Source organism: Streptomyces platensis, assembly GCF_008704855.1.
Taxonomy (GTDB): Bacteria; Actinomycetota; Actinomycetes; order Streptomycetales; family Streptomycetaceae; genus Streptomyces; species Streptomyces platensis.
Genome location: NZ_CP023691.1, coordinates 2243614 through 2268406, shown reverse-complemented (window position 1 = coordinate 2268406; position 24793 = coordinate 2243614). Strand labels below are relative to the sequence as shown.

At 73.3% G+C, this 24793-nt stretch carries 18 protein-coding genes; 13 read left to right on the top strand and 5 right to left on the bottom strand.

Annotated elements, in window-relative coordinates; all coding sequences use genetic code 11:
• The first annotated feature begins 90 nt into the window (after positions 1 to 90).
• Positions 91 to 225, top strand: a complete 135-nt coding sequence (locus CP981_RS09845) for an SPW_0924 family protein (RefSeq protein ID WP_107429620.1) — start codon at positions 91 to 93, stop codon at positions 223 to 225.
• A gap of 96 nt (positions 226 to 321) precedes the next feature.
• Positions 322 to 1335, top strand: coding sequence for a cell envelope lipid trafficking protein PgfA (gene pgfA / locus CP981_RS09840; RefSeq protein ID WP_085928697.1), 1014 nt, complete (start codon positions 322 to 324; stop codon positions 1333 to 1335).
• 6 nt (positions 1336 to 1341) lie between these two features.
• Here pgfA and hrpB read toward each other — a convergent pair whose 3' ends face one another.
• Positions 1342 to 3954, bottom strand: coding sequence for an ATP-dependent helicase HrpB (gene hrpB, locus CP981_RS09835; protein WP_085928696.1), 2613 nt, complete (start codon positions 3952 to 3954; stop codon positions 1342 to 1344).
• Positions 3955 to 4036: 82 nt separating this feature from the next.
• Positions 4037 to 4858, bottom strand: a complete 822-nt coding sequence (locus tag CP981_RS09830) for a class I SAM-dependent methyltransferase (protein WP_085928695.1) — start codon at positions 4856 to 4858, stop codon at positions 4037 to 4039.
• Positions 4859 to 5235: 377 nt separating this feature from the next.
• Between CP981_RS09830 and rpsA the strand changes: the two genes are divergently transcribed.
• From rpsA to CP981_RS09795, 5 genes are all read left to right on the top strand, one after another.
• The gene (gene rpsA / locus CP981_RS09820; RefSeq protein ID WP_085928694.1) at positions 5236 to 6759 is read left to right on the top strand and encodes a 30S ribosomal protein S1; all 1524 of its coding nucleotides are present in this window, start codon (positions 5236 to 5238) and stop codon (positions 6757 to 6759) included.
• 556 nt (positions 6760 to 7315) lie between these two features.
• Entirely contained in the window at positions 7316 to 8269 is a 954-nt protein-coding gene (locus CP981_RS09815) for a PAC2 family protein (protein ID WP_085928738.1), read from the top strand.
• Positions 8270 to 8461: 192 nt separating this feature from the next.
• The gene (gene coaE, locus CP981_RS09810) at positions 8462 to 9052 is read left to right on the top strand and encodes a dephospho-CoA kinase (RefSeq protein ID WP_085928739.1); all 591 of its coding nucleotides are present in this window, start codon (positions 8462 to 8464) and stop codon (positions 9050 to 9052) included.
• 23 nt (positions 9053 to 9075) lie between these two features.
• The gene (locus CP981_RS09805; RefSeq protein WP_244329606.1) at positions 9076 to 9537 is read left to right on the top strand and encodes a cupin domain-containing protein; all 462 of its coding nucleotides are present in this window, start codon (positions 9076 to 9078) and stop codon (positions 9535 to 9537) included.
• Positions 9538 to 10118: 581 nt separating this feature from the next.
• A complete protein-coding gene (locus CP981_RS09795; RefSeq protein WP_085928195.1) occupies positions 10119 to 10535 on the top strand; it encodes a tetratricopeptide repeat protein in 417 nt (138 codons plus the stop codon).
• Positions 10536 to 10747: 212 nt separating this feature from the next.
• Here the strand turns inward: CP981_RS09795 and CP981_RS09790 are convergent, their stop codons facing one another.
• Positions 10748 to 11062, bottom strand: coding sequence for a DUF6343 family protein (locus CP981_RS09790; protein WP_167536076.1), 315 nt, complete (start codon positions 11060 to 11062; stop codon positions 10748 to 10750).
• 71 nt (positions 11063 to 11133) lie between these two features.
• Entirely contained in the window at positions 11134 to 12651 is a 1518-nt protein-coding gene (locus CP981_RS09785) for a UvrD-helicase domain-containing protein (protein WP_085928197.1), read from the bottom strand.
• A 502-nt stretch (positions 12652 to 13153) separates the two neighbouring features.
• On the opposite strand from CP981_RS09785, the gene CP981_RS09780 reads away from it, so the two are divergent.
• From CP981_RS09780 to CP981_RS09770, 3 genes are read left to right on the top strand one after another with little or no spacing between them, the layout of a single operon-like run.
• Entirely contained in the window at positions 13154 to 16099 is a 2946-nt protein-coding gene (locus CP981_RS09780) for a DEAD/DEAH box helicase (RefSeq protein WP_208852918.1), read from the top strand.
• Positions 16096 to 17544, top strand: coding sequence for an SWIM zinc finger family protein (locus CP981_RS09775; protein WP_085928198.1), 1449 nt, complete (start codon positions 16096 to 16098; stop codon positions 17542 to 17544). The genes CP981_RS09780 and CP981_RS09775 overlap by 4 nt, the downstream gene beginning before the upstream one ends.
• Positions 17541 to 19490, top strand: coding sequence for a helicase-associated domain-containing protein (locus CP981_RS09770; RefSeq protein ID WP_244329605.1), 1950 nt, complete (start codon positions 17541 to 17543; stop codon positions 19488 to 19490). The genes CP981_RS09775 and CP981_RS09770 overlap by 4 nt, the downstream gene beginning before the upstream one ends.
• Before the next feature lie 193 nt (positions 19491 to 19683).
• Here the strand turns inward: CP981_RS09770 and CP981_RS09765 are convergent, their stop codons facing one another.
• Positions 19684 to 21300, bottom strand: a complete 1617-nt coding sequence (locus tag CP981_RS09765; protein ID WP_085928200.1) for an FAD-dependent monooxygenase — start codon at positions 21298 to 21300, stop codon at positions 19684 to 19686.
• 736 nt (positions 21301 to 22036) lie between these two features.
• On the opposite strand from CP981_RS09765, the gene CP981_RS09760 reads away from it, so the two are divergent.
• The 3 genes from CP981_RS09760 (at position 22037) to CP981_RS09750 (ending at position 24768) form a co-directional block, all read left to right on the top strand.
• Entirely contained in the window at positions 22037 to 22981 is a 945-nt protein-coding gene (locus tag CP981_RS09760; RefSeq protein ID WP_085928201.1) for a quinone oxidoreductase family protein, read from the top strand.
• A 150-nt stretch (positions 22982 to 23131) separates the two neighbouring features.
• Positions 23132 to 24061: an IclR family transcriptional regulator domain-containing protein gene (locus CP981_RS09755; protein WP_085928202.1), complete on the top strand. Its 930-nt coding sequence runs from the start codon at positions 23132 to 23134 to the stop codon at positions 24059 to 24061.
• A 68-nt stretch (positions 24062 to 24129) separates the two neighbouring features.
• Positions 24130 to 24768, top strand: coding sequence for a nucleoside/nucleotide kinase family protein (locus CP981_RS09750; protein WP_085928221.1), 639 nt, complete (start codon positions 24130 to 24132; stop codon positions 24766 to 24768).
• Positions 24769 to 24793: the final 25 nt, after the last annotated feature.

Below are 24793 nucleotides of genomic sequence, written 5' to 3'. Positions count from 1 at the left end.
CAGGACGGCGGTGCCACGTGTTCTCATCTGCGCCGCCCGTTGCTACGGTGCCCCCGCCCTGACGCAGCATCAGCTCCCGGGAGGCCGGCCATGCGCGCCCTGACAGCAGCCGCGGTCGGACTGGCCGCGGCGTTCGCCCTCGTCCTCACCCTCACGGCGACCGGCGCACCCAGCGGCACGACCTCCCCCGAACCGCTGCTGACCACTGTCCCCAAGCACCCCTGAGGGAGGGACGCGCCCGCCATGCGCCGTACCGTGCCCACTCAGAGGACCTCCGACGGTCCACCGCCCGAACCCGGCCGGCGCCGCCCCGCCCGCGGCATGCGCCGTCGGTCGAGCCTGGTGCTGCTCGCCTGCGCCGTCTTCTTCACCGCGCTGTCCCCGCTGATGCGGTGGTACGCCTTCCCCCGCCTCGCCAAGATCCCGCCCGGCCAGTACCAGGACATGGTCCTGGAGGCCCGGCCCGCCACCCTCCTCAACTACGGGACGATGAAGGCCGAACGCGTCCCGAAGGTCACCATCGTGCAGACCCTCAAGGGCGATGTGGCGGCCTCCGACCGGATCGAGAAGTCCGCGGGCCGGGACATCGTCGTCTGGGACGCGCTGTCCTACGTCGCCGGACCCGACGGCAAGATGGTCTCCGCGATCCCCGAGCGCTATCTCTTCGACGCGCACTCCCAGGAACCCGTGCACGCCACCGGCGAGATGGTCGACGGCGACCCGGTGCGCCGCGAGGGCATCGAGTTCAAGTGGCCGTTCCTCACCGAGCGCCGCGACTACACCTACTTCGACGCCCAGACCCGCACCTCGGCCCCCATCCACTACAAGGGGACTCGCACCTTCCGCGGCCTGGAGGTCTACTACTTCGAGCAGACCATCCCCTGGACCAAGGTCGCCCTCCCCAAGAAGATGCCGGTCAAGGGCATCACCCCGCAGTCCGTCGCGAAGATGGGCACCACCCGCTGGTACACCACCAAGCGGATGTTCTGGGTCGAACCCGTCACCGGCGCCCCCGTCAACGGCCAGGAGATCCACCGGGAAGAGCTGCGCGGCGGCGATCTGCTGCCCGGCGGCGGCAAGGTCACCGCCTTCGCCGGCCATGTGAAGATGCGCGCCGACTACGTCGACTCCACCGTCGCCCTGGTGACCTCACAGCGCACCCTCGTCCTGCTGCTCACCCGCTATCTCCCCTGGGGCTTCCTCCTCCTCGGCGCCGCGCTGCTCGCCCTGAGCCTGTACCTCGAAGCCCGCGGCCGCCGCCCCGCCCCCGCAGCGGTCCGGCCGCCCGCCCCCGCGGCGACGGCCGGTGACGGCGCGGCGGGCGGCGGCCCGTGACGCCGCTCAGCTCCGTTTGAGGCGCGCCGACGTGTGCCGCGTCGGCTCCGCCGTCGACGGATCCTCCGGCCAGGGATGCTTCGGATAGCGGCCGCGCAACTCCGCGCGCACGGACCGGTAGCCGTCCCGCCAGAACGAGGCGAGATCGGCGGTGACGGCGGCCGGCCGACCCGCGGGGGAGAGCAGATGCACCAGCACAGGCACCCGCCCGCCGGCCACCCGCGGCGACTCCTGCCAGCCGAACAACTCCTGGAGCTTGACCGCCAGCACCGGCTGCGCACCGCCGTAGTCCACCCGCACCCGGGAACCGCTCGGCACCTCGAGACGCTCCGGCGCCAGCTCGTCGAAACGGGCCGCGTCGCCGGTCGCCCACGGCAGCAGCCGGGCCAGCGCCTGCCCCGCATCGATCCGCTCCAGATCGGCCCGCCGCCGGGCCCGCCCCAGCTCCACCCCCAGCCACTCCTCGACGCACTCCAGCAGCGCCGCATCCGAGACCTCGGGCCAGGGCGCGCCCAACTCCCGGTGCACGAATGCCATCCGCTCCCGCAGCGACGCCGCGGCGGCCGACCACCGCAGCAGCCCGAGCCCCTCCCGCCGCAGGCCCGTCACCACCGCGTCCCGCAGCAGCCCGGGGTCAGGGGCGGTCAGCGGCCGGGCCGCCAGCTCGATCGCCCCCAGCCGGGTCACCCGCCGGGCCACCACGTCCCCGTCCGACCAGCGCACCTCCTCACCGGACGCGTACAACGCCGGCGCCGCCGCAATGGCCGTCTCCTCGTCGATCACCGCCGCCAGCCGCACCCGCGCCGACGCGGCCGCCACCGGCCGGTCCGCCACCGCCACCGCCAGCCACTCCGCGTCCCGCAGCCCCGAACCGCCCCCCGCGCCCGGGGACCCCGGCCGCTGCCCCCAGCCGCCCGACGCCCCCGCCGTCTCGGCCCCCGTCCCGGACGCCATCAGGTAGCTCCCGCCACCACGAGCCCGGGCCACCCGCTCCGGGAACGCCAGCGCGGCGACGAGACCGGCCACGGCATCATCGGTGAGCGCCGCCCCGCCGTCCCCGCCCGACCCGGTACGCGGCTCCCCGGCCGCCGACGCCAACCGCCGCGCCTCCTGCCGCCACCTGGCTCCGTACGCATCCCCGCCCCGCCGCGCGGTGCGCCACGCCGCCGCCAGATCGTCCCCATAGGCCCGCGGCGGCTCCTCGCTCAGCAGGGCGACCACCTCCGCCGCCCGCCGCACCCCGGCCTCCGGCGCCCCGTCCAGCAGAGCCCGCGCCAGCCGCGGATGCAGTCCGAGCCGCGCCATCCGCGCGCCCCGCTCCGTCGCCCGGCCGGCCCCGTCCACCGCACCGATCGCCGTCAGCACCTCCCGCGCCGCGGCCAGCGCACCGGCCGGCGGCGGGTCGAGCAGGGCCAGTCCGTCCGCCGCCGGATCACCCCAGCAGGCCGCCTGAAGGGCGAACGCCGTCAGATCGGCGACCTTGATCTCCGGATCGGGGAACGCCGGCAGCCGCCCGTCCTCACCCTCCGGCCAGCAGCGGTACACCGCGCCCGGCGCCTCCCGCCCCGCCCGGCCGGCCCGCTGCCGGGCCGCCGCCCGGGAGGCCCGCACAGTGGTGAGCGCGCTGAGCCCCCGTGCGTGATCCGTCCGCGGCACCCGCGTCAGCCCGCTGTCCACCACCACCCGTACGCCCGGCACGGTCAGGCTGGACTCCGCCACCGACGTCGCCAGCACCACCCGCCGTACGCCGTTCCCGCCCGCCAATACGGAGTCCTGCACCGCCGCCGGCGCCCGCCCGTGCACCTGAAGCACCTCGGCGTCCACCCCGGCCAGCTCCCCGGCGACCCGCCCGATCTCCCCGACACCGGGCAGGAAACACAGCACATCCCCCGACCGCTCACGCAGCGCCCGCCGCACCACCCCCGCCACATGCGACAGCAGCGCCGGATCGACCCGCGTCCCATGGGCCGGCCGCACCGGCCGCTCCGGCGGCGCCCACACCACCTCCACGGGATGCGACACGCCCGCCGCCTCGACCACCGGCGCCGCGCCCTGGGCGCCGCCCAGCAGGCGCGCCCACCCCTCCGCGTCCGTAGTGGCGGACGCCGCCACCAGCCGCAGCTCGGGCCGCAGCGTCTCCCGTACGTCCAGGAGGAACGCCGCGGCGGTATCGGCGTCGAGATGCCGCTCATGGCACTCGTCGAGCACCACCACATCCACCCCGGCCAGCTCCGGATCGCGCTGAAGCCGCTGGAGCAGCACACCGGTGGTCACCACTTCCACGGTGGTACGGGGCCCGGCCCGGCGCTCACCCCGCACCGTGAACCCCACCCGGCCCCAGCCCTGCGCCGGGGCAGCCCCCGTGCCGACCTCCTCGCCCAGGAGCCAGGCCATCCGCCGCGCCGCCGCACGGGCCGCCATCCGGCGCGGCTCGGCGACCAGCACCCGTCGCACCGGCCCCGCACCGGTCAGCCCCGCCAGATCCAGCGGCACCAGCGTGGTCTTGCCGGTACCCGGCGGGGCGCACAGCACCGCGCTCCCGGGCCCGTCGAGGGCGGCGCGCAGCGCGGGCAACGCGGTACGGACGGGCAGCTGGGCAAGGGCGTCACGGCGGATCACGCCCCCAGTCTGCCGCCCCGGCCCCGCACCCCGGTCCGCTGCCCCGGGCCTCCGAGTCGTCTGCGGCCCCTAAGACACAGCCCTAAGAGTCCGCCGTACACACGAAGATCGCCGTCCCCGGGATCAGATGCCCGCGCAGCGGGGACCAGCCGCCCCACTCCTGGGTGTTCCACTCGGGCCATTCCGGTTCGACGAGATCCTCCAGCCGGAACCCGGCAGTCACCACGTCCCGTACCCGGTCACCCAGCGTCCGGTGGTGCTCGACATACACGGCCCGGCCGGCCTCGTCCTGTTCCACATACGGCGTGCGGTCGAAATACGACGCCGCCACCGACAGCCCCTCCGGCCCCGGCTCGTCGGGGAAGGCCCACCGGATCGGGTGGGAGACGGAGAAGACGAACCGGCCCCCCGGCCGCAGCACCCTGCGCACCTCCCGCAGCACCCGCACCGGATCGGCGACGAACGGCAGCGCGCCATAGGCGGAGCAGGCAAGATCGAAACTGTGGTCGCGGAACGGCAGCGCCCCCGCATCCGCCTCCACCAGCCCGACGGCGTCGTCCGTCGCGCCGTCCGCGATCCGCAGCGCGTGCTGGAGTTGCCGGTGGGAGAGGTCCAGCGCCACCGGGAGCGCGCCCTGCGCCGCCAGCCAGCGGGAGCACTGCGCCGCGCCGGCCCCGATCTCCAGGATCCGCCGCCCCTTCAGCTCGGCGGCCGGCCCCAGCAGCGCGGCCTCCGCCTCGTCCAGCCCCTCGGGCCCCCAGATGAACCGGTCGTCCCCGAGGAACGCACCGTGCTCGCTCTGGTACTCGTCCGCGTTGCGGTCCCACCATCCACGGCTGGCCCGGCTGCTTTCGGTGTCCGAGGCGTCACGGCGGGTCGCCTCGGGCTCGTGGTCTTGGTTCATCGCGCCCGTCGTCGTAGTCTTTGCTCTGCTTGTCGCTGCAGGGACTGTGAGGCCGTTCGACCTCGCGGAACATCGCGTGTGCCGGTTATGGGGTATTCCGCCCCCGGTGTGCGCGTTCGCGCATTGACCGGGTCCGGCTGCCCCCGTATGCTACAAGTTGCGCTGCGGGCTTGCGCGCCTCAGACGGAGCAGGCCGCGCTCGCATCTGTATGTATGTCCCCTCGGTTTGAGGCGATTCGGGTCGTTCCGGATGCTTTGCATTTGCGAGCTTCCCCCAGACTCGCCCTTCACACTGTCCGGTCTTATGCAGAGGCGATAGAGGCTCTCGGCGTAGCAGTACCTACGACTTCAATGTCCGCACCGGAGCCTTTACCCACATGACGAGCAGCACCGAGACCACCGCCACCACCCCGCAGGTTGCGGTCAACGACATCGGTAACGAGGAAGCCTTCCTCGCCGCGATCGACGAGACGATCAAGTACTTCAACGACGGCGACATCGTCGACGGCGTCATCGTGAAGGTCGACCGGGACGAGGTCCTGCTCGACATCGGTTACAAGACCGAAGGTGTGATCCCGAGCCGCGAGCTCTCGATCAAGCACGACGTCGACCCCAACGAGGTCGTTGCCGTCGGTGACGAGATCGAGGCCCTGGTCCTCCAGAAGGAGGACAAGGAAGGCCGCCTGATCCTCTCGAAGAAGCGCGCCCAGTACGAGCGCGCCTGGGGCACCATCGAGAAGATCAAGGAAGAGGACGGGATCGTCACCGGTACCGTCATCGAGGTCGTCAAGGGTGGTCTCATCCTCGACATCGGCCTCCGTGGCTTCCTCCCGGCCTCCCTGGTCGAGATGCGCCGCGTCCGCGACCTCCAGCCCTACGTGGGCAAGGAGCTCGAGGCCAAGATCATCGAGCTGGACAAGAACCGCAACAACGTGGTCCTGTCCCGCCGTGCCTGGCTGGAGCAGACCCAGAGCGAGGTCCGCCAGACCTTCCTCACCACCCTCCAGAAGGGTCAGGTGCGCTCCGGCGTCGTCTCCTCCATCGTCAACTTCGGTGCCTTCGTGGACCTGGGCGGCGTCGACGGTCTCGTCCACGTCTCCGAGCTGTCCTGGAAGCACATCGACCACCCGTCCGAGGTTGTCGAGGTCGGCCAGGAGGTCACGGTCGAGGTCTTGGACGTCGACATGGACCGCGAGCGCGTCTCCCTGTCGCTCAAGGCGACCCAGGAAGACCCGTGGCAGCAGTTCGCCCGGACCCACCAGATCGGTCAGGTCGTCCCGGGTAAGGTCACCAAGCTCGTTCCCTTCGGTGCGTTCGTGCGCGTCGACGAGGGCATCGAGGGCCTGGTCCACATCTCCGAGCTGGCCGAGCGCCACGTCGAGATCCCGGAGCAGGTTGTCCAGGTCAACGACGAGATCTTCGTCAAGGTCATCGACATCGACCTCGAGCGTCGCCGGATCTCGCTGTCGCTGAAGCAGGCCAACGAGTCCTTCGGCGCCGACCCGTCGGCCGTCGAGTTCGACCCGACCCTGTACGGCATGGCCGCGTCCTACGACGACCAGGGCAACTACATCTACCCCGAGGGCTTCGACCCCGAGACCAACGACTGGCTCGAGGGCTACGAGACCCAGCGCGAGGCCTGGGAGAACCAGTACGCCGAGGCGCAGCAGCGCTTCGAGCAGCACCAGGCTCAGGTCATCAAGTCCCGCGAGGCCGACGAGCAGGCTGCGGCCGAGGGCGCTGCGGCGCCGGCGGCGCAGGGTGGCGGCCAGACCGGCGGCGGCAACGCCGGTGGCGGCGGCGGCTCCTACTCCTCGGAGTCGGCGGACAACTCCGGCGCCCTGGCGTCGGACGAGGCCCTCGCCGCGCTCCGCGAGAAGCTGGCCGGCGGCCAGAGCTGAGCTCTCGCCGGTAGGCAGCGGTCCGCCGCTGCCAGGCACTAGCCGATAGACGAAGGCCCGTTCCCCTTGGGGGGAGCGGGTCTTCGTCGTGTGTGGGGTGGGGCCGGTGCGGTGGGGCGGGGGTGGGGCTGTTGTGTCCGGGAGGGCGGCGAGAACCGGACGGAACGTGGCGGCTGGGGCGGTTGGGTCTGTGATGGGGAGCTGGAGGTGAACTTGCCTGCTTTGTGGGGAAGTTGACGGTTCTGCGGAGGAAGGGGCGAGGGGAGGGGGCATGGCGTGCGTTGGGGGTGGAGGCGTGGGGGTGCCCCGTGGGCGTGCGGCGTCCGTGGGTCCGGGGGCGTGGCAGGCCGGGTGGGGTCGCGTGGGGCCGTGGGGGGCTGGAAACGGCCGGTTTCGGATGGGCGGGGCGGGGTCGGTGTGTGGCGCCGGTGCGGTGGGGGACTGGCCTGGTGTGGGGCCGGGCGGTGCGCACGGTGGGCCAGGGCATCTCCGTTGCCGGGAATGCCTGCGCCGGGTCGTGCGTTGCCGCTCATGAGAACGAGGAGGAGCGGTCACTGTGTTGGATCCCCAGGGTTTGTACGAATGGGAGCCGAGCGGGCTCGCGGAGGTGGAGGCGCTTGCCTCCAGGGACTCCGCCGGACTGGTGCTGCTGTACCACTTCGACGGGTACATCGATGCCGGTGAGACCGGCGACCAGATTGTGGACCGGCTGCTGGACGGTCTGCCGAACGAGGTCGTCGCCCGCTTCGACCACGATCGCCTCGTCGACTACCGGGCCCGCCGGCCCCTGCTCACCTTCGAGCGCAGCCGCTGGACCGCCTATGAGACCCCGAGCATCGAGCTGAGGCTCGTACGGGACACCACCGGCGCGCCGTTCCTGCTGCTGTCCGGACCCGAACCGGACGTCGAGTGGGAGCGCTTCGCGAGCGCCGTGAAGGAGATCGTGGAGCGGCTCGGCGTGCGCCTCTCGGTGAACTTCCACGGCATCCCCATGGGCGTCCCGCACACCCGTCCCGTGGGCCTCACCCCGCACGGCAACCGCACCGACCTGATGCCGGGCCACGGCGGCTTCTTCGACGAGGCGCAGGTGCCCGGCAGCGCGGAGGCGCTGATCGAATTCCGGCTCGCGGAAGCCGGACACGATGTCCTGGGAGTGGCGGCGCACGTACCGCACTACATCGCCCGCTCCGCCTACCCGGACGCCGCGCTGACCGCTCTGGAGGCGGTGACGGCCGCGACCGGCCTGGTGCTGCCGGGCGCCGCGCATTCGCTGCGTACGGAGGCGCTGCGGACCCAGGAGGAGATCGAGCGGCAGATCTCGGAGGGCGACGAGGAACTGGTCGCGCTGGTCAGTGGCCTGGAGCATCAGTACGACGCGGTGGCCGGCGCGGAGAGCCGCGGAAGCCTCGTGGCCGAGCCGGCCGAACTCCCGTCGGCCGACGAGCTCGGCCGGGAATTCGAACGCTTCCTGGCGGAGCGGGAAGGCGATGGCGGGGCGGGCGGGGCCTGAATCGGGCGGGCCTGGATCGGTCGGTGCTGGAATCGGCGGGTGCTTGGACCGGCTGGTGCCGGTAGCGGCCGGTGGCTCTTTTGGCGGGAGGCTCTCATCGTCCGGCGTCTGAATCGGCCGGTGCCTGAGCTGGTCGGCGCCTGAATCAATGGGAGTCTCCTGCCGTCCGGGCGCAGCGTATAGCGTGGGCCCATGGTGAAGGTGGGGCTGACCGGCGGAATCGGCGCGGGCAAGAGTGAGGTTTCGCGACTGCTGGCGTCGTACGGCGCGGTGATCGTGGACGCGGACAAGATCGCACGCGAGGTCGTCGAGCCGGGTACGCCCGGACTGGCGGCGGTGGTGGAGGAGTTCGGCGCCGACATCCTCGCGCCGGACGGCACGCTGGACCGGCCGAAGTTGGGCGGCATCGTGTTCTCCGACCCCGGCAGGCTCAAGGCGCTGAACGCGATCGTGCACCCGCTGGTCGGGGCACGCTCGGCCGAACTCGAAGCCTCGGCAGGCCCGGACGCGGTGGTGGTGCACGACGTGCCGCTGCTGACGGAGAACGGGCTGGCCCCGCTGTACGACCTGGTGGTGGTCGTCGACGCCGCACCCCGGACCCAGCTGGACCGCTTGGTGCGGCTGCGTGGCATGGCGGAGGACGAGGCGAAGTCGCGGATGGCGGCCCAGGCGACCCGCGAACAGCGGCTGGCAGTCGCGGATCTGGTCATCGACAACGATGGACCGCTGGAGGCGCTGGAACCGCAGGTCCGCGCAGTGTGGGAGCGCCTGCGGACCGCTTGAGGCCGGACGATACCCTCGCCGCCATGACTGCTGCTTCCGGCGTTGACGCCAAGACCCCTGACATAGAGCCCGATCTCGCCGCGGAGCCCGGCTCCGACACCTCCGCAGAGTCCCCCATTGCCGGGGACGCGGCGCCGGCATCGTTCGTGGTCAACATCCCTGGCATCGCGGACAACGATCTGGAGCCCGATCCCCTGGACCCTTCCCAGATCGTCTCCGGTGAGCCGGTGGTGACGGGCAAGGTGCTGTGGGAGGCCCCCGACGGCCGGCAGATCCGGGGCATCTGGCAGATCACTCCGGGCGTGGTGACGGACACCGAGGCCAATGAGCTGTTCGTCGTCGTCAGCGGGCGCGCCACCATCGAGGTCGAGGGCGGCCCGGTACTGGAGGTCGGCCCCGGCGACGCCTGCGTCCTGCGCGAGGGCGACCGCACCCGCTGGACCGTGCACGAGACCCTGCGCAAGGCGTACCACATCAGCTTGTAGCAGTAGGGTCCGGCGGGCGGCGGGCGGCGGGCGGCGGGCGGCGGGCGGCGGGCGGCGGGCGGCGGGCGGCGGGCGGCGGGCTGCGGGCTGCGGGCGGGGTGCCTGGTGCCTGGTGGCGGGGCGGTGGAGGCGGGGTAGTGGAGGCGTGGCCCTGGGGCCCCCTCCCCCTCCCCTCCCCTCCCACCCTCCCCTCCCCTCCCACCCTCCGCCTCCGCTGGTGCCACCGCCTCCGCTGGTGCCGCCTCCTCGGTATCCGCCTCCGCCGGTGCCACCTCTTCGGGTTCCTCCTCTGCTGGTCGCCCGTTGCTGCCGGCACCTCCGCTTCTCGCCCTTCTGCCTTCTCTCGCGACACCCCACCGTCTGTTTCCGCAACCTCCCAGGCTGGAGACGGGGATAGATCATTGCCCCGCGTCGTTCCTCCTCCCGGTACATGGTGAGAGCCTCATGCGGGGCCGCCGGTAGGGCCGGTTGAGGCCGGGCCGGCGGGGGAATGCCCGGACCGATGGGATTGTTGTGCCGCAGGCAACGCCGTACGGTCCGCAGGTAAGGGAAGTCCCGACGGCGACCGAGAGGAGCAGGCCGTGCCCGAGAGCAGCCCCGAGACGCATGTCATCGACTTCCGCGCCGCGGAGCAGCTGTTGGCGGCCCGCGACCCGCGCGGGGCGATCCGCCTGCTGGACTCGGTCATCTCCGCGCACCCCGAGAACACCGCGGCCCGACTGCTGCGCGCCCGTGCCTTCTTTCTCGCCGCTCAACTGCGTCCTGCGGAACTCGAGTTCCAGATCGTTCTGGAGCGCGAACCGGACAATGCCTTCGCGCACTTCGCGCTCGGCCGCACCTTGGAGCGCGCCGGCCGGTCCGAGGAGGCACTGCGCCACTTCCGACTGGCGGCGGCTCTCGACCCGCGCCCGGATTACATCGAAGCCGCCCGCTTCGCACAGGACACCGGCGACGGCGATGGCGAACGCGGCCCTGGTCCCGCTAACGGCGATCAGTAGCAGCTGAGCGGAGGTCGTTCCACGTCCGAGTCAGAGGCGGGGAGCCCGGGTCCGGAGTGCTGGACGTCAGGCCCCTCTGGGTCCCTCCCGCCCGACTCCGTACCCGACGGTCCTCAGGCGGGTGGACGGTACGGAACCTGGCAATGCTGCCCCGCAGCTCGCAGTACGGCATCGTCTCGGCAAGGAGGGCCCGGCACCGTTGCGCCGCAGCCCTACGGCCTGGTGTCCCGTCTCCGGCCTGTGTCGTTGCGTATGCCGAATGCGTCGTTCCGGCCTCGGTCAGGGGCGTAGGGCGGTATGTCCTTGCCCGGCTGGTAGTGCGGTCCCTGGCGGATGTGGCGGATCACCATGGCCAGGTCCGCGGCCGCCACCATCGCCAGGGCGGCACACGCGGCGGCCCATTCCGGCCTGCCGGCATTGACGAAGGCCACGGCTCCGGCGATCGTCCACAGCAACCCCCACAGCGCCAGCCCGCAGCGGATTTTCAGCGGGCTGCGTGCGTGAAGGGGCTCATTTCCTGTACGCATCGGAACCCATCTCCCACCTCCAGGATCCTCCCGGTCGACGAGCCAGTCACCTGTCCCTGGCACCTCTTTCCCTACTTTTCACCCTTTGCTCCTCTTCTTGGTTGTGTGGGACGTGGGTCGCCGGCGGGGTGGCTGTTGATCCATGAGAGTCCGCCGATGTCGAGCAGTGAGCGGGCGCGGGTCACGGCGACGTAGGCCAAGCGCGCCTCGCCGATGTCGATCGGGCCGGGGAGAGGGGTCCCGTCCTCGTCGCGCTCGTCGAGATCTTCGGGGCCGGTGAAATCGTCCGCGATGCGTACGCGCGCCCACTCCCGGCCCTTGGCCCGATGGGCCGTGGACACCGTCACCTCGGCGGAGTCCTCGGGAGAGAGCCGGTGCAGGGCGCACAGCAGGGCCTCGGTGCCGTGCTCGTCGATCAGCTCCACCAAGGGCAGCAGGTCCCGTCCGGCCGGGTCGAACTCCGCGTACTCGCGTAGTTCGCCCCAGGTTTCGAAGAGCATCAGCTCGGGGTGGGCCGTGCGGCGCCCGGATTCGAGGTCGTGAGCGGCGCGGGCAAGGGCGCTGAGTGCCTCGCCGCCGCCGGCCAGCGCGACCCGGCGGTCCGCGTCCAGGTGTCGTATCACCTCCACCATCGCTCCCACATTGGTCCGGCACAGGACCGCGTCCGGTGCACAGGCCGTGCCCAACTCCGTCTCCAGACCGGGCGAACCTGTGAGCCGGATCGGTGCGTCGGTGATCGTGAGCCAGCGGTTGGCCTCGGCCGCGAGCGGCGGGCCGAAGCGAAACGAGTGGGAGAGGCTGAGCTGTCTGCCGTCGAATCCGGTCATCACGTCGCGTGCGCCGCGCCAGCCGTAGATGGCCTGGGCGGAGTCCCCGACCAGCACCAGCTGAGCGTGGTCGCGCTGGGCGGTGAAGACCTGCTCGACCACGGGGTTGGTGTCCTGTGCCTCGTCGAGGAGCAGGAAGTCCGCCGGGATGACGGGATCGCGCAGCGCCCACATCTTGAGGTAGTGGTCGTGCTCGAAGCGGACCACGCCGTGAGCGGGGTGCTGGAGATCGGCCCAGGCCTTGCGCGCGTAGGGAAGGGTGAGCTCGGCGAGCTGCGCCCGCAGGGGCTCGGCTTTGGCTCCGCGCAGGGGCGGGACATGGTGTGGTGCGAGCTCCTCGTCGGCCGACCGGCAGAAGCGGGTGACGGTGCGCAGGGCCGTGTGGGAGAGCGCCCTGTTGGTGACGTTGCGTGCTCCGAGGCGTAAGGACGTCTCTTCGTCGATGCCCAGGGCCGCTCCCGTGCGCCATCCCGCTTGCCGTGGGGCGTTCATCCGTGCCTGGTAGTCCCTGCCCACGGCGGTGTAGGCGAGGGCGTGGGCGGTCCCGCAGGCCACCTCGGCGGGGAAGGTCCGGGCGGCGTGGCGGGCGACGGCTCTGTTGAAGGCGATGTACCGGCCCCGCCGGCCCTGTCGCCGGGCGGTGCGGGCCAGCAGGGCAAGGGTCGTTGTTTTGCCGGTCCCGGCGCCCGCCTGGATCACGAGATGCGCGCCGGTCGGGAACGCCTCCGTCGCGGCGGTTTGTTCGTGCGTAGGGCTGTTCATGAGAGCTCCTCACCGATGCCGACTGATTGATCACTGAGAGTGATGACGTCACTCACCGTAGCGGATTTCGGGATGCGGGCAAGGAGATTTTCGTGGGCTGTGGATAACCCTGATCGGTGTGCGAAAAGCGCAGGCGGGGGGCGTTGTCAGTGCTGTCTGCTTCCATCGGAGTCAGGCAGCACGCGGTCGGACGATCGCCGGCGGGCGGGGCGGCACGGCTGCCATCGGCCGGACGAGGCGACAGGCCGTGCGCTCGCTGTCTCCGTCCTGGCGCCGGGCGCGTGCCGCGGCGGGGCGGAGCCGAGGGTGGGTGACCGGTGATCCATCGCCCGCCGCTCGATCAAACGCAGGCGCAGACGCGGGAGAGGGGGCGGGAGACGCAGTGGGTACGACCGTAGACTCGCAGGTCGGGGGCGTCGGAGCAGGGCGGGCGCGGCAGGCTCGGAGGGTGTCGCGCCCGGGGCGGAACGACCAGGCAATCGACCAGGCAGCAGGGGATGGAATGGCGAGGCGGTGGGAGACGGCAGCGGGGGAGGCCCGGTCGCCGGACGGTTCGCCCGCTGTGGCCCTTCCCGTGGGCACGGGGCAGGGCCGCGGAATCGGTGCTGCCGCCCTGGTCGGCTGCGCCGCGGTCTTCCGGCCGGCCCAGCTGCCACGCGCCGGGAAGATCGCTTTTTGGCGGCCTGATGGCGGGCCGCTTCCGGATCTCGCCGCCCGGGGAAGCGACGAAGGGGCGTGGGACGGGTACGGGGGCGCCGAGCAGGGGATGCTGACCGTCGCCCGCCGTCATGGGAACGGGGCCCGCAGCCGTACGGTCCCCGCCGTCCTGCTCCCGGTGGCCGAGGCCGTCCCCTTGCTGGTCGGTGCCCGGCACGACCCGACGGCTCACCCGGCCGCCGCCTGCTGGGGCGCGGCCACCCTGCATGCGCTGCACCTCGCCGCCCGCGGCCGCATGCTGCCCGGACTGACCCTCGAGGACACCGACGCCTGGCGCGCCGGCCCGCTCGACGCCGAGGACATCGCGCACCTCCGGGCCATCGCCGCCGCCATGCCCGCCGAGGCGCATGCCGTGCCGGTCCCCGGCAGCCATCCTCTTCAGGTGACCGATCCCGCGGTCCTGGTGCGGCTCTATGTGGACGCGGTCGTTGATGCGCTGCCCCGTACGCCCGCCGCCGGGCTGGTGGCCGGTGCCCCGTTCGCCGCGAGTGCGTCCCAACATCTCCCCGGCGCCCGGGAATGGGCCGCCGAGGTGGCGGCCGGTGTCGATGCCGGTGTGCGGCTTTCCCTGCGCCTCGACCTTGCCCCGCACAAGCTCTTCGACAGGGCGGAGGAGAGAGCGGAGGGCGGCACCGAGGAGCGCAGTGCGGCCGCCGCTGTCCTCCAGGTGCACAGCCTCACCGACCCCACCCTGGTCGCCGACGCCCGGGACCTGTGGGAAGGCGAAGGCCCCGACCACTTCGGGCCGCGTTCCCGGGTGGACACTCTCCTTGCTCTGCGCCGCGCCGCCCGTATCTGGGCCCCGCTCGCCCGCCTCCTGGAGCGGCCGGTCCCCGACGTACTGCCGCTCGGCGAGGACGAGTTGTACGACCTGCTGGGGGAAGCCGCGTCACGCCTGGGTGCCGCGGGAGTCACCGTGCACTGGCCCAGGGAGATCGCCCGTGGCCTGGCCGCCGCGGCGGTGCTGCGCCCTGCGCCGGCCTCGGCCGCGGACGGCTTCGGCTTCTTCGACACCAGTGAACTGCTGCAATTCCGCTGGCAGCTGGCGATGGACGGAGTACCGCTGACCGAGGCGGAAATGGATGCCCTCGCCGAGGCCCACCGGCCCGTCGTCCGGCTGCGTGACCAGTGGGTCCTGGTGGACCCCGGGCTCGTCCGCAAGGCCCGTAAGCGGGAACTGGGCTATCTGGAGCCGGTCGACGCCCTCGCCGCGACGCTCAACGGCACCGCCGAGGTGGACGGCGAGGAGGTCGAGGTGGTGCCCCAGGGTGCCCTCGCCGCACTGCGCGGCCGCCTCACCACCGAGGCCCGCCCGCTGCCCCAGCCGCCCGGACTGCGGGCCACCCTCCGCGACTACCAACTACGGGGCATGGCCTGGCTCGACACCATGACCTCCCTTGGTCTCGGCGGCTGCCTCGCCGACGACATGGGCCTGGGCAAGACCCTCACCGTCATCGCGCTCCACCGGCACCGGCGGCCGAGCGCGCCCGTCCTGGTGGTCTGCCCGGCCTCCCTGCTGGGCAACTGGCAGCGCGAGATCGAGCGCTTCGCTCCCGGTACCCCCGTACGCCGCTTCCACGGCGTCGGCCGCAGCCTCGACGGCCTCGACGGAGGCTTCGTGCTGACGACCTACGGGACGATGCGCAGCAGCGCCACCCGGCTGGCCGGGCGGTCATGGGCCTGGGTCGTCGCCGACGAGGCCCAACACGTGAAGAACGCGCGCTCCTCGACGGCCAAGGCGCTGCGCAGCATCAAAGCCCCCGCCCGGATCGCCCTCACCGGCACGCCCGTGGAGAACAACCTCTCCGAGCTGTGGGCCCTCCTCGACTGGACGACCCCTGGACTCCTCGGGCCCCTCAAGACGTTCCGCGCCCTGCACGCCCGTGAGGTCGAGGGCGGCGAGGATCCGGCGGCGGCCGAGCGGCTGGCCAGGCTGGTGCGCCCGTTCATCCTGCGCCGTAAGAAGTCCGACCCGGGGATCGCGCCCGAACTGCCGCCCAAGACCGAGACGGATCACCCGGTGGCACTGGGGCGCGAACAGGCCGCGCTCTATCAGGCCGTCGTCCGCGAGACCCTCACCCGGATCGAGACCGCCGAAGGCATCGCCCGCCGTGGCCTGGTCATGAAGCTGCTCACCGCCCTCAAACAGATCTGCAACCACCCCGCGCAGTATCTGAAGGAGGCCGCGCCCGGTCTCGCCGCCCGATCCGGGAAGCTCGAACTCCTCGACGAACTCCTGGACACCATCCTCGCCGAGGGCAGCGCCACCTTGATCTTCACCCAGTACGTGGGCATGGCGCGGCTGCTCGAACGGCACCTGGCCACCCGCGGCATCCCGGCGCAACTCCTGCACGGCGGCACCCCCGTCGCCGAACGGGAGAAGATGGTCGACCGCTTCCAGTCCGGGCATGCGCCGGTCTTCCTGCTGTCCCTGAAGGCGGCGGGCACCGGTCTGAATCTGACCCGCGCCGGACATGTGATCCACTACGACCGCTGGTGGAATCCGGCGGTGGAGGAGCAGGCCACCGACCGCGCCTACCGGATCGGCCAGACCCAGCCCGTCCAGGTCCACCGGCTGATCGCCGAGGGCACCGTCGAGGACAACATCGCCCAACTCCTCAGCGCCAAACGGGCGCTCGCCGACGCGGTGCTCTCCGGTGGCGAGACCGCGCTCACCGAGCTCACCGATGCCGACCTGGCCGACCTCGTCTCCCTCAGGAGGCCCGGATGAACCCTCGCCGCACCTCCGGGCGCGCCGCCGCCGCGGACCGGCTGGCCCGCGCGGACCGCTCGCGTACCTTCCTGCCCCTGCCGGTCCGGACCGGTGCCCGGGGGCTGTTCGCCGAATCCTGGTGGGGCAGCGCCTGGCTGGACGCACTGGAGACCGCCGCGCTCGACAGCGCCCGGCTCGCCCGTGGCCGCACCTACGCCCGCGACGGCCATGTCGACACCATCAACGTCACCCCGGGCCGCATCGTCGCCACCGTACGCGGCAGCAGGCCCCGGCCCTACAGCGCGGACATCCGTCTGCGAACCCTCAGCGACCAGGAGTGGGACGGCCTCCTGGATGCCATCGCCGCCGAGCCCGACCAACTGACCGCTCTGCTGGCCAAGAAGCTGCCCCGGGCGCTGGCCGACGGCGAGACGCGTCTCCTTCCCGGGCCGGGCGACCTCGTCGCCCGCTGCTCGTGCCCTGACCACGGCAGGCCCTGCAAGCACGCCGCCGCACTCTGCTTCCAGGTGGCCCGACTCCTGGACGCGGACCCGTTCGTGCTGTTGCTGATGCGCGGCCGCGGCGAACGCGAACTTCTCGACGACCTCTCCTGCCGCAATGCCGCCCGTACCGCCCACGAAGCCCGCGCCCACACCGTCGCCACCACCTCGCCGCCCCGGCAGGGCCAGGGGACCGAGGGCCGTCCGGCGACGCCAACCGCCGCCCCCGGACCGGCCGCGGAGGCGGCCCCCGGAGAGCGTGCGGTACCAGGGGCGGCGTCTACCTCTCACGGCGTCCTGGCCAGAGTGGCGCTCGCCGACCGCCCCCGGCCGCCGCTCCCGCCCCCGCTGCCGGCGCCCCCACAGCCCGGCCGCCCGCCGGCCCTGCCGGACGGTGACGGTCTGCCCTTCGACCCCGCCGCCCTCGAATTCCTGGCAGCCGACGCCGCCGCCCGCGCGCACGCCTGCGTGACCGCCGCCGCGCCCCCGAGCCCCGGTTCCGGACGTCCGCCCGTCCACAGCCCGTTCCCGTCACTGCCCCCATGGGAGGACGCCATCCGCCTGACGGCCACCGCCCACCCCACCGCCGGCCTGACCTCCACCACCCGGGCCCTCTACCGTGACCTCGCCGCGGCGACCGGCCGTACGACCACGGACGTGGCCCGTGCCGTCGCCGCCTGGCGGCAGGGCGGACCCGAGGGCCTCACCCTCCTCGACACCGCCTGGAACCCCCCGGCCGGCGACTTCGACCGGGCCCGCAGCGCCCTCCTCGCCGCGGACCTGCCGTCCCTGCGCCCGCGCCACAACCACCTCACCGACCCGGAGCGCGGCATTCAGCTCCGCTTCGGCCACGACCACCGCTGGTATCCGTACGAATCCGAGCCCGGCACCGAGGACTGGTGGCCCACCGGTCCGGCCGACTCCGACCCCGTGGGCGCCCTCACCGCCCTGCTCGCGCGATGACTAACCTCAACGCCGTGGAAGGTCTCGACGCACTCACCCAATCCCTCGCCCGGCGCACCCCCGAACAGCTCGCCGCGCTCCTCACCCGCCATGCCGAGCCGCTCGCCCGCCGGCCCGCCCCCACCGAACTCCGCGGCCTGGCCGGTGCCTTGTGGTCCTACGAAACCCTCCACCAACTGGTGCTGCACCTCGACCACCCCCGGCTCCAGGTGCTCACCGCCACCGCCCGCATCAGCCAGGAGCGCGCCCGGAATGCCGCCCCCGGCCCCGCGGCCCCCGCCCCGGGCGCCGACTACCAGTCCCTGATGGCGCACCGGCTGTCGTTCGCGCACCTGGCCACCGAACCCGTCCCGCCCGAAGAGGTCTTCGCCGCCCTCGGCGCCACCCCGCCCGGCCCCGCTCGCACCGCCGCCGAAACCGCCCTGCACGCCCTCTACGAGGACGGACTCGCCGCGCCCACCGGGGACGGCGCGATCGTCGTCCCGCCGCGTACCCCGCAACTCCTGGCCGCCCACGACCCCGGCCCGCTCCTCGCCGACGCCCCGCGGCCCACCCTGGACAACCCCGCCGACTCCACCACACCCGCCGCATCCGTCGCGCCGACCTCGCCGTACGACGAATCCCGGGCCGCCGCGGCAACCCTCGCCGCGACCCTGGACCGCCTGCTGGCCTCCCTGGCGACGCAGCCCGCCGCGCTGCGCAAATCGGGCGGGCTGGCCGTACGGGAGATCAAACGGCTGGCCAAAGCGGCCGGCGCCACCGAACCGCACACCCGCCTCCTCCTCGACCTGGCGCTCGCCGCCGACCTGATCGCGCTGACCCGCACCCCGTCCGGCATCACCGCGCTCCCCACCGGCGCCTACGACGACTGGCTCGGCCGCCCGCCCGGCGCCCGCCTCGCCCCCGTACTGGCCGCCTGGTCAGGGCTGTGGGACATCCCCACCCACACCCCGTTCGGCGAGACCCCGACCGCACTGGTCCGCGGCCACGACCGGCACGCGCCCGCCCTCCGGCACGCCCTCCTCGCCGCCCTGGCCGCCGTCCCCTACGGGGCGGGAGCGCCCTTCCCGGCACTGCCGTTCACCGAACCCGCGGAGCAGGAGACCAGCAACGGCACCGCCTGGAACGCTCTCCTCCGGGCGGCGGACTGGCACCGCCCCCTCGCCGTCACCCACCAGCCGATGGCCGGGGAACGTGCCGCCCACACCCTCCACGAAGCCGCCTACCTGGGCATCGCCGCCCACGGCACCCTCACCCCGCTCGGCCGCGCACTGCTCACCGACCCACGGTCGCTGGACCGGCCGCTCGCCGATCTGCTGCCGCCGCTCCTCGAACAGGCCCATTTCCAGGCCGATCTGACCGTCGTCGTGCCCGGCCGCCCCGCCGCCGCGCTCGCCGCCCTGCTCACGTCCGCGGCCGACCGTGAATCCGAAGACCACGCCGTGACCTGGCGTTTCACCCCTGCCTCCGTACGCCGTGCACTGGACACCGGCCACACTGCCGACACCCTCCTGGCGGACCTCACCCGCGCCTCGGCGACCGGCGTCCTGCCGCAGCCCCTCGACTACCTCATCCAGGACACCGCCCGCGCCCATGGCCGGATGCGCGTCCTGCCCGCCGCCTGCTGCATCCGCTCCGACGACGAGGCCCTCGTCAAGGAACTCGCCGCCCACCGGGCGCTGCACGACCTCGGGCTGCGCGCCATCGCCCCGACCGTCCTGGTCAGCGCCCGTCCGCCGGCCGCCACCCTGGACGCACTGCGCGCCGCCGGCTACGCACCGACCCTGGAATCCGACACCGGCACCACGACCGTCGAACGCCTCCCCACCCACCGCGCCACGGCACCCGCCCCCACCCGTGACCACCGGGCGCCACTCGCCCTCGCCCACCGCCTCCTGGGGGTCCCGGCACCACGCCAAGAGGCCACAACGCCCGGCGGGGAGTGACCCGTTGGCGGGGTGATGCCTCCGTCCGCGGCGGGATCAACGGTTCCGGTGAGCTTCCTCGGCGACCGCCGCGCCCGAGGAGCGACCCTCGCCGATGCGTGTGTGCAGTCGTGGAGCGAGGAGGGCCACCGGGCGGACGGGCGCCCACGGTCCCCTCGTCAGCCGTCAGCCGTCAGCCGTCAGCCGTCAGCCGTCAGCCGTCAGCCGGTTTCCGTCGGGTCGCCCAGTTGATCCGGCGCAGCGCCGTCGGCCCGAAGCTGAGCGGGCGGGGGAGGCGTCTGGAGGCGGGTGTGGAGCCGGGAGGGAGGGGCGGGGCCGGGGGCCGTCCCGGCGCGGGCGGCGCGGCCGACAGGGCGGCGGCGGGCCGCGCCGAGAGGGCCGGGGCGGTACCGGCCGCCGGGGGGTGCGGACCGGCGGCGGACGGGCTGCCGGGCGCTGCTGTGAGGGGCGCCGGGACCGGATCGGGCGACGCCTGCCGGGCCGGTGCGCTGTCGGCCGTGGGCCGGGTCCGTGCCGTCCCCCGGAGCAGACCGAGTGCGGCGGTGGGGCGCAGGAGCGGGGTCGTGGGGGCGGTGGGCGCGAGGACGTCGAGGTAGGCGCGGCGGATGGCCCGGCCGGTCGTGGGGGAGGGGCGCAGGTCGCCGGTGGCCACGGACCACGATTCCTGGGCGAGGCGTCCGAGGGTCCGCTGCATCTTCCGGGCGAGGGACGGCTCGTCGATGCCGTGCCGTCGCAGTGCCCCGCGCAGCGCGGCGGCCCCGTGGGCGGCGAGGGACAGGCCCTGACCGCAGTCGTGGGCGAGCGAGACCACAGCACCGCCGAGGGCGATGAACCCCGTCGGCCAGGACGGCAGCTGCTCGTAGCGCCGCCGCCGGTCCGAGGTGTCGCGGGTGAGGCGTACCTCGCTCAGCGGCTCGGCGTCGGCGATGAGGTCGGCGATGGCGGGGTGGCCGGTGCGGCGGGCGAACGGGACGAAGCGGCCCGCGTGTTCGGAGGGCCGGTCGTCGCCGGTGCCGGTGAGCGTGACCAGCCAGCGTCCGCCTTCGATCGGCACCAGCGTCGCCGTCTTTTCGGGAAACGGGCGGCGGTGCCGTGTGCCAGGGCCGGTGAGCGCCGAACGGGCGGTGAGCACCGGGCAGTTCTCCGCGCCCTCGGTGGCGCGGAAGATCCGGGTCGCCGAGACGGTCCCGGAGTCCGCCACGTCCTCGTGAGCGGCCGGCAGCCCCAGTGTGGTCAGCCACTCCCGGGTGGCGGAGTGCCGGCCCGTCGCGTCGACGACGAGGTCGGCGTCGAGCAGGTAGCCGGCGCCGCTGGTGGTGTCCCGGACGCGTACGCCGGTGATGTGTTCGGCGGTACCGGTCAGTTCGGTCGCTTCGGTTCCGTCGAGGACGGTCACCCCGGGGAGGGCCGGTACCTGCCGGCGGATGACCCGGTCGAGCAGATCGCGGGAGCAGGCGAGCAGATACCGCGAGCGTGCGCGGCGGCCCGGCCGGCCCTTAGGGGCGCGGCCGGCGAACTCCGTCGGTAACGGCATCCGGCGGGCGCCCTCCGCCAGCCAGCGCGCGGCACTGCCGGGCAGCACGGAGTCGATCAGCCGGACGCCGTCCGCCGTCAACAACTGCGCGTGCCGGGCCTGCGGGAGGTCCGTGGGGTGGGCGGGGGTCCGCGGCAGCCGCTCCCGTTCGACGACGATCACATCGGCGTGTCCGGACAGGGCCGCGGCGGCGAGCATGCCGGTGAAACCGCCGCCGAGCACCACGGCGAGGTAAGGGTGGGTGAACTCGAGCCCGTTGCTGCTCGACGCGTTCATGGGCAGTCCCTTTCTCGGCAGCGGCGCGCCGTTCCCCGGCGGGAGCGGGACACGTCCAGAAAGGGCGGTGCCGCATACGGTCGGGAACGTCGGCGGGCGGCGGCGATGACGGCGTCGGAGGCGGCCGCGAAGGAAGCCGTGAAGGATGCCGCCAACGAGGACGGCAAGGATGCGGAGGCGTTCCGCAGGAAGCGCAGCGCTGCCGGTGGAAGCGGCTGTGCGCGTTGTGGGTCCCGGCAGGCCGGCGCGAACGCCGGCCTGCCGCCCCCCGATTTCCCCATCATGATTCCCCCTCAGGCCGTGCCCGCCCGCCCTGCGCACCGCCACGTCCTCCTCCACCACCCGCCCGTATCACCGGGTGCGGTGGGCGGGCACATCTGCCTCGCGGAGCGTGCTCCGCCCGGGGGACGCGGCCGTCACATGTGGTCGACAGCGGACACATTTCGGGATCGTAGGCGGCGGCGATCACATCCGACAGCCGGGTTTGAGCGAGAGACACGAGGCAGCCACCCCCGGGATACCGATGGGTAGATGCGCAGCAAAACGGTGCAATGGGCAGAAACCGCCGTGGCGATTTCTCGCGACGCGAGAAAGCGGGCGGGAAATCCTCGCGGGAAGAGGGGCGGGCGCCCCCGGAGCACCGCATGGTTGGCGCGAAATGATCGGGTGACCGCGGGCAGTTGGCCGCCGTGCCTACCCTGTGCGGGCACCGCACTGGAGAACCCGAGGGAGAGTCGTGCGCGCGATTGTGATGCGAGAATTCGGCGGCCCGGACGTGCTGCGGCTCGAAGACGTGCCCGAGCCCGCACCCCGCGGCGGCCACGCGCTGGTCGACGTGGCCCTGGCCGGCATCAATTACGCGGATGTGCACGCCCGGGGGGACTCCTATCTCGCGCCCGTCGAGCTGCCGTACGTACCCGGCAACGAGGTCGTGGGGACGGTCGACGGCGGGCGACGTGTCGTCGGGCTGTGCCGCGGCGGCGGATACGCGGAACGGACGCTGCTGCACCGCCGCGTCACCTGGGACGTCCCCGACGCCATCAGTGACGAACAGGCCGTCGCCCTGGCGCTCCAGGGCAACAGCGCCTGGCATCTGCTGTTCACCTCGCTGCGTCTCACCGGGGGCGAGACCGTAGTGGTGCCCGCCGCGGCGGGCGGCGTCGGGTCGCTGGCCGTCCAGCTCGCCGCGCGCGCCGGCGCCAAGGTCATCGGTCTCGCCGGCTCCCCGGAAAAGCGCAAACTGGCCGCCGAATTGGGCGCCCACGCGGTGGTCGACTCGACCGCCGAGGACCTGACGGAGCGCATCCTGGACGCGGCCGGCGGTCCCGTGGCGGCGGCGCTGGAGATGACCGGTGGCGCCACCTTCGAGCGGACCCTTGCCGCTGTCGCGCCGCGCGGGCGGCTCGCGGTGTACGGCTTCGCGGGCGGCGAGCTGGCGAGCGTGCCCACCCGGGAGCTGATGGAACGGAGCCTCACCGTCTCCGGCTTCTGGCTGCCGCAGCTCTACGCGGACCGTACGGCGCTGCCGACGTCCATGCGGGCCCTGTTCGACGCGGTCGCCGAGGGCACCCTCAAGCCGCTGACCGGCGCCGTCTACGGGCTCGGGGAGGCGGCACGGGCGCACCACGAGCTGGCCGCCCGCACCCCGACCGGGAAGCTGGCGCTCGACGTCACCCGGTAAGACGGGCGGCCCGGGGGACCGGACGGGTACCGGGGGCGCGGGAGCACCGCCCGGGGCCGTCCATCGGGAGCAGCGGGCAAAGGGGGCGGCCCGTGCCGCACATGCCGCGCGCCTTCGGGCGCGGATCACCGCCAGGGGAGAGAGCACACGATGGGTCACAGCACCGCAGCCACGGGATCGCCGGCCCCGGCCGCCGAGCCCGCCACCGGCGTGGCGCCGCGCACCGCGGGCCACTCCAAGAAGACGCGCCAGGCGCCCAAGGGCATGACGTCCGCGGGCTCCCGGGCATCGGGATCCGGCCATGCCGAGCGGGTCTTCCTCGTCCAGACTGCCTTCGCCGAGCTGGGCGGATCCGCCCACGGGCCCGGTGAGATCGCCGAGTTCACCGGCCTGGACGACTCCGTCGTCTACCGCATCCTTCAGTCCGGTATCTACCAGCGCATCTTCGAGCGGGTGGACCGCGGCCTCTACCGGCTGCGGACCTCGGCCGCACAGCTCGCCTTCACCGCGCTCGACCACCGGATCGACGGCGAGATCTCGCAGACGGTGCTCCGCGAACTGCGGACGGCCACCGACAGCGGGCTGGCGTTCCTCTACATGGTGGCCCCGTTCTCCGGTGCCCAACGGCAGTGCGTCGACATGGCCGTCGGCGATTCCGACCTCGCGGAGCTGGGCATGACGCCACGCGATGTGCTGTCCGTGACGCGTTCCCTGCGCACCGGCGCCTCCGGGCGGACGATCCTCGCCTACCTGCCGGAGGTGCTCCAGCAGCGGGTGCTGGCCGAGCCCGTACCCGACCAGGCGGGACCCGGTGTCTTCCGCGACAACGGCGCCCTGCTGGACTCCCTCGCGGAGGTTCGCGACCTCGGCTACGCCCTCGGGTACGAGGAGTGCATGGCCGGCTGGAACTCCTGCGCGGCGCCGATCATGTGGGACGGCTCCATCATGGGCGCGGTCCTGCTCCTCAAGCTCAAGTCCGTGATGCCGGTGGCCCCCGACGGCGTCATCGAGGCGACGAAGGAGGCGGCGGCCGAACTCAGCCGCTACGGAGCGGCCAGCCCGTCCGCGGACCAGGCCTGACGCGCGGCCCCCGGCCGCCCGTCCCCTCATGAGGCGGCCCGCGCCGGGCGGCCGTGCAGAATGGCGGGGTGCGGCTCGAAGCGATCACCTGGGAACGGCTCACCGACGCGCTCGCCGAGCGGCTGGTCGCGATGCCGGCGAAGGACGGGAGCCCGTGGCTGCGGGTGGCCGTCGACGGGGCTCCCGCCGCGTCGCCCGGTGAGCTGGCCGCCCGGCTCGCCGAGGAGCTGCGGCTGCGGGGGCGGGCGGTGCACAAGGCCGGCACCTTCGGCTTTCTGCGCCCCGCCTCGCTGCGGCTCGAATACGGCCGGGAGGATCCCGACGCCTACCACGACGAGTGGTTCGACCGGCAGGCGCTGTGGCGCGAGATCTTCCAGCCGCTGGAGCCGGGCGGCACCGGGCGGGTGCTCCCGGACCTGTGGGATCCGGTGGCGGACCGGGCGACCCGCAGTGCGTACGTGGAGCTGCCGCCCGGCGGCGTCCTGCTGTTGCACGGTCCCCTGCTGCTCGGTCACTGGTTTCCCTTCGATCTCTCGGTCCACCTGAAGCTGTCGCCGGCCGCGCTCGCCCGCCGCACCCCGGAGGACGAGCGCTGGACACTGCCCGCCTTCGCGCGCTACGAGGCCGAGACCCGGCCCGAGGAGGCGGCCGATGTGGTCGTACGGGCCGACGATCCCCGCCGGCCGGCCTGGAGCGGACCGGAGTGAGCGTCCGCGGCGTCCGAAGTGGCCT

Excerpts from the sequence above, each read along its gene's own strand:
- CP981_RS09770 (WP_244329605.1), top strand. The coding sequence starts at position 17,541 with ATGACTAACCTCAACGCCGTGGAAGGTCTCGACGCACTCACCCAATCC.
- rpsA (WP_085928694.1), top strand. The coding sequence starts at position 5,236 with ATGACGAGCAGCACCGAGACCACCGCCACCACCCCGCAGGTTGCGGTC.
- CP981_RS09845 (WP_107429620.1), top strand. The coding sequence starts at position 91 with ATGCGCGCCCTGACAGCAGCCGCGGTCGGACTGGCCGCGGCGTTCGCC.
- CP981_RS09765 (WP_085928200.1), bottom strand. The coding sequence starts at position 21,300 with ATGAACGCGTCGAGCAGCAACGGGCTCGAGTTCACCCACCCTTACCTC.
- CP981_RS09830 (WP_085928695.1), bottom strand. The coding sequence starts at position 4,858 with ATGAACCAAGACCACGAGCCCGAGGCGACCCGCCGTGACGCCTCGGAC.
- pgfA (WP_085928697.1), top strand. The coding sequence starts at position 322 with ATGCGCCGTCGGTCGAGCCTGGTGCTGCTCGCCTGCGCCGTCTTCTTC.
- CP981_RS09775 (WP_085928198.1), top strand. The coding sequence starts at position 16,096 with ATGAACCCTCGCCGCACCTCCGGGCGCGCCGCCGCCGCGGACCGGCTG.
- CP981_RS09755 (WP_085928202.1), top strand. The coding sequence starts at position 23,132 with ATGGGTCACAGCACCGCAGCCACGGGATCGCCGGCCCCGGCCGCCGAG.
- CP981_RS09790 (WP_167536076.1), bottom strand. The coding sequence starts at position 11,062 with ATGCGTACAGGAAATGAGCCCCTTCACGCACGCAGCCCGCTGAAAATC.
- CP981_RS09780 (WP_208852918.1), top strand. The coding sequence starts at position 13,154 with ATGGCGAGGCGGTGGGAGACGGCAGCGGGGGAGGCCCGGTCGCCGGAC.
- coaE (WP_085928739.1), top strand. The coding sequence starts at position 8,462 with ATGGTGAAGGTGGGGCTGACCGGCGGAATCGGCGCGGGCAAGAGTGAG.
- CP981_RS09805 (WP_244329606.1), top strand. The coding sequence starts at position 9,076 with ATGACTGCTGCTTCCGGCGTTGACGCCAAGACCCCTGACATAGAGCCC.
- CP981_RS09785 (WP_085928197.1), bottom strand. The coding sequence starts at position 12,651 with ATGAACAGCCCTACGCACGAACAAACCGCCGCGACGGAGGCGTTCCCG.